The organism is Aquimarina addita, from assembly GCF_039539305.1.
Classification (GTDB): Bacteria; Bacteroidota; Bacteroidia; order Flavobacteriales; family Flavobacteriaceae; genus Aquimarina; species Aquimarina addita.
The window spans coordinates 46994-59001 of the sequence record NZ_BAABCW010000023.1 but is presented as its reverse complement, the minus strand read 5'-3'; the positions used below and the strand labels follow the sequence as shown (position 1 = coordinate 59001).

The following is a 12008-nucleotide window of genomic DNA, read 5'->3' as shown; positions in this document are numbered from 1 at the left end:
GAGAGATTGCTACTTTTAGAGCTACCTATACAATTACCCAGGCTGATATTAATGCCGGTGGTATTGAGAACAGTGCTACGGGTACAGGAACTCCACCAGCGGATCCTGATGGTACAGTGAATCCACCCCTTACCGATGTTTCTGATGCCGGTGATGATACAACAGAAACGCCAGATATTAATGGCAATACAGATGGAGATCCTACTAATGACCCAACAGTAACAACAATTCCAACGGTACCAGAATTAACACTAACAAAAACTGCAGTACTTAACGATGGAGGAGATGGAGTGATTGATGAAAATGATACAATAACATACACCTTTAATGTAGAAAATACAGGAAATGTAACAATAGATAATATTACTTTTACTGATATCCGCACGAGTACAGTAGACGGAACAATTACTCCAGATATATTGAATCCTGGACAAACAGGTACCGCAACGGTAGTATATTTGATAACTCAGCTAGACCTGGATTCTGGTAGTATTACTAATTCTGCAACAGTAACAGGTGATAGCCCATCAGGAAATGATGATGTTACTGATGTTTCAGATAATGGAGATGAGACAAATGATGGTCCGGATGCCGATATGGATCCAACTAACGATCCAACGGTTACAATTTTACCATCCAATCCATCATTACAAGTCACCAAGAGAGATGATGTACCTGCCGATGGGTCTTACGATACTGTAGGAGAATTGATTACATATACGATCGAAGTAACCAATAATGGGAATGTTACATTGAGTAATGTGGTCGTTATGGATGGAAATGCGGATACAATAAGCCCATCTACGATTGCAAGTATTGATCCTAATGAGACTGTAACAGTTACTGCTACACATATCATTACCCAACTAGATATTGATCTAGGAATCGTCACAAATGTTGCGAATGTAGTAGCAGAAGCTCCGGATACAACGGTAATTAATGAAGATTCTGATGATCCGGATACGGCAGTTCCGGATGATGATACAATTACGCCTATAAATCAAACGTCATCAATAGAACTTACAAAAGCGGCAGATGCCCCTGTAGATGGTAATTACGATACTTTAGGAGAAGCAATTACATATACAATAATAGTAACTAATACAGGTAATACCACTTTAAATAATATAGAAGTAACAGATAACAATGCGGATGCAGGAAGTATTACTCCAGCAGCGGTTGGTACATTAGCACCAGGATTGAGTACTACGGTAACCGCTTCACATACAATTACACAGGCCGATCTGGATCTTGGGACAGTGACTAATGTGGCACAGGTGACAAGTGAAGATCCACAAGGTGATTCTGTAACAGATTTGTTGTCTGATGATCCATCAACACTTACACCAGATGATCCTACTATAGTAATGGTTAATATGAACCCATCTCTACTGGTAACTAAAGCAGCTGATACGCCTGCATTCTCTGAAATTGGAGATGTAATAACATATACTATTGAGATTACAAATGATGGAAATGTAAATCTTACCAACCTTATTCTGACCGATGATAATGCAACTATTATTAGTGGTACACCTATACCTGATTTAATGCCAGGTGAAAGTACCACTGTTATTGCAGAACATATCGTAACAATATCGGATATTGTAAGTGGACAGGTAGTTAATGTAGCTATAGTAGATGCAGACGCTCCAGGAAGTGTCTCTATTACAGAAACCTCTGATGATCCCAATAATCCTACAGATAATGACGCTGATCTTGATGGTGATCCTGACGACCCTACAGTTAGTTTATTAGATACCGATGGCGATGGGATTCCTAATGTAGATGATTTAGATGATGATAATGATGGAATTACCGATGTAGAAGAGCAGAACGGAGATCCTACGTTAGATACCGATGGTGATGGAATTATTGATAGCCAGGATCTGGATGCAGATGGGGATGGAGTAAATGATGTTGCAGAATCCGGACATGGGATGCTGGACTTGGATAATGATGGAATGTTAGATGGACCATTTGGACTAGATGGAATTCCTGATATCGTTCAGGAAGATCCAGATGGAGGAACTGTCAATTATAGCCTTTTAGATACTGATGGTGACGGAATAGATGATTTTCAGGATGTAGATGATGATGGAGATTCTATTTTAACTTCTGATGAGAACCCAAATCCGGATGGAGACGGAAATCCCGATACAGGAGATACCCAAGATACTGATGGTGATGGAATCCCTGATTATCTGGATATGGATGATGATGGTGATAGCGTTGATACCGTTTATGAAGATTATGATGGAAATGATAATCCGATAGATCAGGATAGTGATAGTGATGGAATCCCTGATTATCTGGATACAGATGATGATGGTGATGGAGTAGATACCATATTTGAAGGTCCGGATCCAGATGGAGACGGAAATCCTAATACAGGAGACACTCAGAATACAGATTGCGCTATTGATAATAATTGTGATAGTATTCCCGATTATTTAGATATAGATGATGATGGAGATACTATAGAAACTGCAGACGAGAATCCTGATCAGAACGGAGATGGTAATCCTGATGATGCTTTAGATACGAATGGTGATGGTACTCCTGATTATTTAGAACCAAATAGTCCTATAGATCCTGACTTAGAGGATGGTATTCAGATTTATTCAGGTTTCTCACCAAATGGTGATGGTATGAATGACGTGTTTACAATCAGCGGTATAGAAAATTTTGAAAATACCTTAGAGATCTATAATCGATGGGGTGTCAAAGTTTTTAGTACAAGTAATTATGGTAGAGATGATAACTTTTTCAGGGGTATTTCTAATGGTAGACTTACCATAGAAGAAACTGATGAGTTACCTACAGGAACGTATTACTATGTTTTAGAATATACACTGGATAGTGGTGAATTAAAAAACAGAGCAGGGTACTTATACATCAATAGATAAAAAAGATCTAAGTAAAATACCCGTGGGTTATACATTCGCGGGTTCATTTAAAATAGAACAAATGAAAAAAATATACGTACAGCTACTTCTAGTCATTGTTTTTAGTTTTGGTATTGAAAATATTCAAGCCCAGCAGGATGCTCAATATACCCAGTACATGTTCAATACAATCAGTATAAACCCAGGCTATGCAGGCAGTCGTGGTGTTATGAGTATAACGGGGTTACATCGAAGTCAGTGGGTAGGATTAGACGGGGCTCCTAGAACTCAAACGCTGACATTAAATACACCTATCGGTGATAATAATAAAGTGGGATTAGGGTTGTCTATCATACATGATGAGATAGGTCCTACGGATGAGACATATTTTGATATTGATTTTTCTTATACTATTCCTATTTCAGTACAAGGAAAGCTCAGTTTTGGGTTAAAAGCAGGTGGGCATTTATTAAATGTAGACTTTCAGAAATTATCTCAATTTGAGACTGGTGATGTTGTTTTTGAAAGCGGTAACATAGATAATAAATTTAGCCCTAATGTTGGGGTAGGTGTGTATTATCATTCTGATAAATTTTATTTAGGATTAAGTGCACCTAACCTTTTAGAAACAAATCATTTTGATGAGAGTGCAACCGTAGATAGTGATAACTCATCTACTTTTATTGCAGAAGAACGTATTAATTATTATCTAATCACCGGATATGTTTTTGATCTTAGCGATTCTGTTAAGTTTAAACCAGCAGTTTTGAGTAAATTAGTTTTTGGAGCTCCATTACAAGTAGATGTATCTGCTAACTTCTTATTATACGATCGTTTGCGACTAGGTGCCGCGTATCGATGGAGTGCCGCTTTTAGTGGTATGGTAGGTTTTCAGGTTTCTGATTCCCTCATGATGGGGTTTGCATATGATAGAGAAACTACAGAATTAGGAAATACTCAATTTAATGATGGTAGTTATGAGGTAATGCTTCGTTTTGAGTTATTTAGAAAATACAATCGTATGCTTACTCCTAGATTTTTCTAATAAATATTTCACTTCGACTAAGAATTGAAACTATAGATACATAAATTTTTATTATAAAGTTACTTTCTCTCATACGACAGAAACTTATATTATTTAGTATAGCTGATTGTATATAAATAAAAAAGAAGTTCCGTTTATATTGAGGATTAAAAAAATAATGAATTATGAGTTTTAAAAATTACTTTTTAAATATATCATTAGGCGTATTTATATGTGTTACGGCTTTAGCACAAGAAAAACGTTTAGAAAAAGCAAACGAAAATTTTGATAAATACGCATTCGTTGATGCCCGTAAGATTTATTTAGATGTAGCAAATAGTGGATATTCATCAGCCGATCTTTATAGTAAATTAGGAGACTCATATTATTTTAATGCAGAATTAGAAGAGTCCGTAAAATGGTATGAGCAGCTTGTAAACAACTATACTGATACCATTGACCCTGAATATCTTTTTAGATACTCTCAAAGCTTAAAAGGAGTTCAACGCTATAAGGAAGCAGACAAAATAATGGAGCAATTTAATAATGTATCAAATAATGATCAAAGGGCAGCTTTTTTTGTGAGTACAAAAGATTATCTTCGTTTTATAGAAATGCAATCTGGTAAGTTCAGACTTTTGAAATTAGGAATGAATTCTAGGTATTCTGATTATGCTCCCAGTTTTAATCATCAAGGAAAGATTGTTTTTGCCTCTTCGCGTCCCATAAATGGTGGGATGACTAAAACTATCCACGAATGGAACGAGATGCCTTTTTTGGACCTTTATGCATCAGATTTAATAGAGGAAAATGGAATTTTAAAAAGTCCTAAAAGATTAAGAGGTAAGATTAATACCCGTTTTCATGAATCTTCTACTTCATTTAGCAAAGATGGAAAAACGGTATATTTTACAAGAAATAATTTTACAGAAAAAAAACTTGGTTCTAATACTAACGGAACAGTACTTTTAAAATTATATCGTGCAACATTGGATGGCGAAAAGTGGATTGATATTGAAGAATTACCTTTTAATAGTAATGAATATTCTGTTGCGCATCCGGCACTATCAGAGGATGGAAAGAAATTATATTTTGCCAGTGATATGCCTGATAGTGCAGGGCAATCTGATTTATATGTCGTTGATGTGAATGAGGATGGAAGTTTTGGAAATCCGGTGAATCTAGGGGATAAAATTAATACAGAAGGAAGAGAAACGTTTCCATATATAAGTGATTCTGGCAGACTCTATTTTGCTAGTGATGGTCATATCGGGTTAGGGGGGCTTGATGTTTTTGTAGCTGTGCCAGAAGATACAGGCTTTTCTCTGGCATATAATGTAGGTAAACCTGTTAATAGCCCTGAAGATGATTTCACCTTTGTCCTAAATGAGCAGACCAAAATTGGGTATTTTTCAAGTAATAGATTTGGTGGAAAAGGGAATGATGATATATATAGTTTTAAGCAAACAGAAGAATTAATTACTAGTTGTAATCAATATGTAAAAGGAGTAGTGACTGATTCTTATACTCGTGAGGTGTTACCTGATACAGAGGTAATACTAATGGATAGTAATAATCAGGAATTACAAAGGACTACTACAGATGCAGATGGGAGTTACAACTTTGATGTAGAATGTGAGTATTCTTATATCGTAAGAGCTATTAAAACAGATTATAGCCCTACGGAAGCCCCTTTAACTACCCATACAGTATTCGAATATACGCATGAATTGCCGATTCAATTAGGAAAAGGAGGGATAGAAAGTCAAGAAATCAATCCTGGAGATGATTTAGCAAAGATATTAAGATTGCAAATTATCTATTTTGATCTCAATAAATCATTTATAAGACCAGATGCAGAAATTGAATTGCAAAAGATCATTGCTGTAATGAAAGAATATCCAAAATTAAAGATTGATGTCCGATCTCATACGGATAGTAGATCTAGTGATGATTATAATATGTTACTCAGCGAGCGTAGAGCACAAAGTACAATGAAATATATTAGAGAAAAAGGAGGGATTGACAGAGCCCGTATTACAGGTCGAGGGTATGGAGAAACAACGTTAATAAATGATTGTAGTAATAATGTTAAATGTTCTGAAGCGCAACATCAAGCAAATAGAAGAAGTGAGTTTATTGTAGTGGAATAAGCTAAGGCAATTAAAATAATTTTCTACAAATTATGCTATATGTAGAATCATTAATATAGAAACAAGATAATTACGTTTCTTTAAAATTAATATGGATTTTAGGGAAAGATATATTATAAATAAAAACGCTAACCTAGATCGTGGAGATCTAGTTAGCACACAGTGATGTATACTAATGGGGTGTATGAAGTATAAAGATAGTAATCACTTTAATCCTTATCGTTCTATTTATATTACAGATCATCAATTTGTTTTTGAGTATTTTATTATAATACGGTTGACGTACTTTGTCAATTTTGGATATAAGTATTTCGATGTAATTGGAGTGTACTAAAAACAATTACAAGTTGGTTATTACATCGAAATTTGGGGTTAAAAGAGAAGAACTATTGTTAGCACTATATGGAAGTCACTATAGTAGTAATTTTGAGATTGGGGTTTATCTGTGAAATAATGGTAATGCTCTTATTGTTTCCATGAATCACTTTTGTTTCGGGAATCTCAACTATATGTTCTACTGGATAATAGTTTTCATCAAAAATATTCTTTTTCCCTATACTATTTTTGGTTGTTTTTTTTTCATCAGAAATTTCATCTGATCTTAGGTAAACACACAATGGTCTGGGATTGAAATCAATAAGCCAGCTTATTAGTTCTAGGTTAGCAGGACTAGTTGACTTTGTTTCTCCTATTAGAAAATTGACAATTGGTCTAAATTTGTCTGATTTCATTTCCTCAATTACAGACAATTTATTATCTCCCTCTTTAAATTTAAAAAATCGATTTAAAATACTATCGTCGTATTTCTCATTTCTTCGATTCAATAACCAAATGCAAGCTTCCTTTATTTGTTTTCGGGTAGGCTCAAGCAAATAGCTACTCATCTCTCCTCCTTTCTCTCTGTGGTACTTTTCAAGAATGTCATTTCGATACGTAAGACTTGTTTTTAGTTTCATAATGTTTTGGAATTATAGGAATCTTTTGGGGTTACAGGGAATCTTAGGAATCTTTGGAATCATCTATGTAATAAGGTGAGTAATCTCCCTAATTTTATCCCAGCAATTAGTTCCCGTTATACTTTGCTAACATAACGAATGTATGGAGCTATTTTTTACGGAAATCCACAATGTCACCAATTTATTGTCAATCGGAAAGTACCAATAACTGATGACAAACGATTTCTACTTTCCAACAAATTAAAAGGTCTGATTCAGTCCACGATAACTGAAATATCTCGTGAAAATCGACACGTCATTCCTATGTTCAATTTTAAAAAAACAAAAAAATTATGAAAACTATTTATTATACATTAATCGTTCTGTTTATGGGTGCTAATTTTATTTCCTGTACCACAGATAACATAACAGATACTGAAGAAATCCAACTTGAAGAATTCAAAACAACCGGAGAAGATGGAGAATATGAGCCAGAAGATGAAGGAGGGAATTAATGAGTTAAATATATTATAAATTTTTTTTTATCCTCTTGATTTATTTTATGGTAAATTAAGGGGATAAATGGTATAAATTATTAATTTTGGGGAATGAAACTTTGGCGAGTAGATTTCCCTTTTATTCTTTCACTTATATGCATGTTCTTTTGGATACGGACTAGTACATATAGTCAAACAGTTTCCCGTTCAGTTTTATCTCAGGAAAAAATGGATGGATTATCCAAAATGTATGAGTTGAGCAAAAATAAATCATTATCCATAGAAGAAAGACTAGGTCATATAAATCTTTTTCTGGATGAAGTTTTTTTATACCGTCAGGATTCATTAAAATATAATGGATTGATGCAAAAGACGCTGCTTTTAGGGCGAATTAGACAATATGATAGTGCGATTGTATATTCTTATAAATTATACAATATTGCTAAGCTCAATAAGGATACTATTTATATAAAAAAGGCTTTGAAAAAATTAGGCTCTTACTCTAAAAGAAATAAAGAATTAACTGAAGCGTTCCAATATTTTAATGAAGCTTATAAAATTTCCAGAATAAGAGGAGATAGCATTGAAGCAGGAGAGAATTTGCTTTATATGGCAAGTATTCAGGAAACTTTGGGAGACTTTTCTGGGTGTAAAACTACTGCGATTGATGGTGTTAAATTCTTAGAGGGGACATCAGATTTAAAACCTATTTTCGGATTGTATCATATTCTATCTGTTGCATACAGAGAACAAAAGGATTATGATGAAGCACTTAAATATGTAGAGATAGCTTTGCATCTGGCTACAGATTCTGTTCCTCAAAGAATCAAAAGTTTAGAAAATACTAAAGCAAATATTCTAGCAGATAAGAAACAGTATCAAGAAGCATTAACGATAATATCAAGACTTGTCTCAGATCCACTGATAAAAAATAATAAAAGACGTTATGCCAGAGTTCTGGATAATCAAGGACATATTAAATGGTTAAATGATAAACAAAATGAGAAATCCCTACAGTTATTTCTGGAATCTTTACGGATAAGGGAGGATATAGGGGATAGCCGAGGTCTTATTGCCAGTAATATGCATCTCACTGAGTATTTTTTTGATAGGGATAAAAATCAATCATTGATGTATGCAGAAAATGCTTTGCAGCATGCAAAAAGTCAACAAAGTTTAACCTCTATTTTAGAAGCACTCGGTTTTATTTTACATCTCAAAGAAAATACAAAAGAAGAAGGAATCCTTTTTAAAGAAACGTACGATGAATTACGAGAAATGAATCGAAAAAACCGGGAAGTGTATGCGGTTACTAAATATGAAAATGATAAACTTATAAATGAAAATTTAATCTTAAAAGCAGAAACGGCAAAAAAGCAACAAGAAAGAGTGCTGTATATAGCACTCGGAATAATTTTAATACTCATTATCATTTTTATTGTTGATTTTCTCAGACAGAAGCATAAGAGAGAAAAAATTAAAGAAGTACATAATACGGAGATTCGAATTTCTAAAAAGTTACACGACGAATTAGGGAATGATGTATATAATATAATGATGTTATTACAGGCAAGTAATCAGGATGTTACGTTAGTGGATAAATTAGAGGATATTTATCTTAGGACTCGTGATATCTCCAGAGAATATAATCGCATTAATACCGGATATGAATACGCAACCGAATTTAGTAGTATGCTAAATAGTTATGGATCTGATTCTACCAGAGTAATCATAAGAGGACTACAAGATATTAACTGGCAATCGATAACATCAGAAAAGAAGATTATCGTATATAGAGTATTACAGGAACTGATGATTAATATGCGAAAACATAGCCATGCTCAATTAGTGGCACTTACTTTTAAAAAAACAAGTAAACACTTGAAAATCAATTACTCAGATAATGGGGTAGGCGTTACAATAGACTCTTCTTTTTATAGTAACGGACTTCATAATGTGGAAAACCGTATAAAAGCTATAGGAGGAATATTTATCTTTGATTCAGAAAAAGAAAAAGGCTTTAAAGCCAAAATACGTTTTTTGAACTAATAGTATAAGATATGTTTAGGAAAATTTTGTTAGCGGAGGATCTAGGAAGTATTAGTCACGGAATTGCGCAGATTCTGGAAGAAAGATCAGGAATTAAAGAAATACAGCAATCACAATATTGTGATGAAGCTTATTTAAAGTTTAGAAAAGCATTTAAAGATGGAAAGCCTTTTGAGCTTCTCATCACTGATCTTTCTTTTAAAGATAGTCATAGGGATCGGGAACTCACCTCTGGAGTTGAACTTATTAAAGCAGTTAAAGAAATAAAAGAAGATACAAAAATTATTATGTATTCTATGGAAGATAGACCAGCTAAAATCAAATCTTTTTTTGCAGATTATCAAATTAATGCTTTCGTAAATAAAGGACGTAACGGATTAAATGAATTAATTCAATCTGTTAGAGAGGTGTTTAATGACAACTCCTACCTATCTCCCGCACTAGCAAGTTCAATAAATAAAAATAACAGTTTTGAACTTAAGGACTATGATGTTTTATTATTAAAACATCTGGCAAAAGGTCTTACCCAGGAAGAGATTGGTGTTTATTTCAAGAAACAAAGAATATCACCTAGCAGTACCAGTTCTATAGAAAAGCGACTCAATGCGTTAAAATTTAATTTTAAAGCTAAGAATGCTGTTCATTTAATATCTATGACCAAAGATTTAGGCTTATTATAATAAGTCCATACAACTTATTTAATTCAATCCCTTACGGTTTACCGTAAGGGATTGAATTATGTTTATATTACATTTGGCGCTGATAAATGATACAAGGTATTCTAACAATTCTATCAAGATAGACAGCTTATCAAAATCATTAAAATTTTTAAGTGTAAATAAGATTTATGTCATAAACATATGATTGATAATAGTGCACCTTACTTGTATACTTAAGGACACTATGTTTACGTGAAATCTCTCGATGGCTATGGGGTAGTTATTGGGGGATTTCTTTTTTGTACATAAATTATTATTTATTGTCAAATTATATCTTTAACAAATATTGCTACAATTTTTTAAACTGGATTGTCGATTTTTATTAGTAGTCAAATCTTTTATGATTGAAAATAAATTCATATATATTATGTTTAAAATAATATATTTATAGCTTATTCCTTTGAGTAGATGTAAATTAAAACTTATGATCGATGATTATAATGTAAATGCGATAAACATTAACTTTTTCATGTTAAATAGTAGCAAAATGGGGTTCGACCATTAAGTTATGGAAATCCATAATAATTATGTGGTTAGAAAGTATCCATTGTTAGGGAATTTTTCCTTAACTTCGAAATATAGAATTAGACTTTTTTTAAACTTAAATTTTCAAACTGAAATAGTTAAAAAAATAATTTTTTCTATGATTTTATAATTTTACAAGTGAAGATTATTTTTGTAAAGGTTATAATAATGTAAAAATTTGATGTTTGTTGATAGTTATTAGTTTGATTATTAAGATCGTAGATATGTCTCTTTTTTATAAAATTTTGGCGAGTGATATTAAACTAGGGTCTGGATAATAATATTTATAAAGTGTAAACGTTTAGTAAGAAACTGCTTTTAGTTTTTTTAATGGATATGAGTAATTTGGTAGTTGAAACCTATTAAATTTGATTTTTTTATAGTTTGGTATATTGCTATAAGTAGTTAAATGATTTAAAAAAAAATTTTAAAATATATGTATAAGGGCTGATTTAATTTCAAATAATGTATAGTTTTTATTTTATATGATGATGGTAATAAGAACACAAATAACAATTTTTATTACATTTTTGTAATTAATCAGTATAAGCCTCCTATATCGCGGGTAACGATAGGGAGGTTTCTTTTATTTTAAAGCACTTTCTTCGAGCTGATATAAAGCTGTTAAAATTAGAGTTTGTAAAATTAAGGTGAAATATAGATGTTTTATAAGAATATCTCTTGATGGGTATTTTACGTTTAATAGGATCACTGTAAATCCTGAAATACAATAACTAAAAACCCTGCAATCGTAAAAACTTTTGGCGAGCTAACAAGAGCAGGGTCTGGATAACAATTAATTTTATAAAAATCAACTATTAAAAAATGGGATTGAATATTTTAATGGTGGAAAAGCCTAAGTTTTTTGAAAATACAACTCAAAATTAGCCATTCAGATCGGTTTTTACAAGTTTTGAAGTTTTTTTTAACAATGGCTAGTCTTTGATGTTTTCGTTATTTTGTGAAGTTACTATTTTTTAAAACTTTTATAAATATGAAACAGAGAGGTGTTTATAGAGAATTGAATATAATGCTTTTAGTTTTATTCTTATGTGTATCTTAGATGGATTCATTAAAAGAAAAGGGGATGTGTTGATGCTGTTTTTTCATATGATGGTACTATTTAAATAGGTGTGTTAAGTTTTAATCAGTATAACTCTGGAAGTTCTGGCTTAAATGTAGTACATAGAATCTCAATAAATGAGTCTTGTTTCCTGA

7 protein-coding genes are annotated in these 12008 nt (G+C 32.5%); 6 read left to right on the top strand and 1 reads right to left on the bottom strand.

Translation table 11 applies throughout. The features are described 5' to 3' along the window. From ABD816_RS19425 to ABD816_RS19415, 3 genes are all read left to right on the top strand, one after another. Window positions 1-2909 (top strand): DUF7507 domain-containing protein (locus ABD816_RS19425; protein WP_344930239.1); only part of this gene is annotated, 2909 nt, incomplete at its 5' end. Between the two features lie 61 nt (window positions 2910-2970). Continuing rightward, window positions 2971-3933: a PorP/SprF family type IX secretion system membrane protein gene (locus tag ABD816_RS19420; RefSeq protein ID WP_344930238.1), complete on the top strand. Its 963-nt coding sequence runs from the start codon at window positions 2971-2973 to the stop codon at window positions 3931-3933. A gap of 164 nt (window positions 3934-4097) precedes the next feature. Continuing rightward, window positions 4098-6065, top strand: coding sequence for an OmpA family protein (locus ABD816_RS19415; RefSeq protein WP_344930236.1), 1968 nt, complete (start codon window positions 4098-4100; stop codon window positions 6063-6065). Window positions 6066-6463: 398 nt separating this feature from the next. Here the strand turns inward: ABD816_RS19415 and ABD816_RS19410 are convergent, their stop codons facing one another. Further along, on the bottom strand, window positions 6464-7021 hold the full coding sequence (locus ABD816_RS19410) for a hypothetical protein (RefSeq protein WP_344930235.1): 558 nt from the start codon (window positions 7019-7021) through the stop codon (window positions 6464-6466). A gap of 332 nt (window positions 7022-7353) precedes the next feature. Here ABD816_RS19410 and ABD816_RS19405 point away from each other — a divergent pair, with 332 nt between their 5' ends. The 3 genes from ABD816_RS19405 to ABD816_RS19395 all read left to right on the top strand — a co-directional run bounded on the left by ABD816_RS19405 (window position 7354) and on the right by ABD816_RS19395 (window position 10226). Then, on the top strand, window positions 7354-7515 hold the full coding sequence (locus tag ABD816_RS19405; protein WP_344930233.1) for a hypothetical protein: 162 nt from the start codon (window positions 7354-7356) through the stop codon (window positions 7513-7515). Window positions 7516-7608: 93 nt separating this feature from the next. Then, entirely contained in the window at window positions 7609-9546 is a 1938-nt protein-coding gene (locus ABD816_RS19400; RefSeq protein WP_344930232.1) for a tetratricopeptide repeat-containing sensor histidine kinase, read from the top strand. Window positions 9547-9557: 11 nt separating this feature from the next. Further along, window positions 9558-10226, top strand: coding sequence for a response regulator (locus ABD816_RS19395; protein ID WP_344930229.1), 669 nt, complete (start codon window positions 9558-9560; stop codon window positions 10224-10226). The last annotated feature ends 1782 nt before the right edge of the window (window positions 10227-12008 follow it).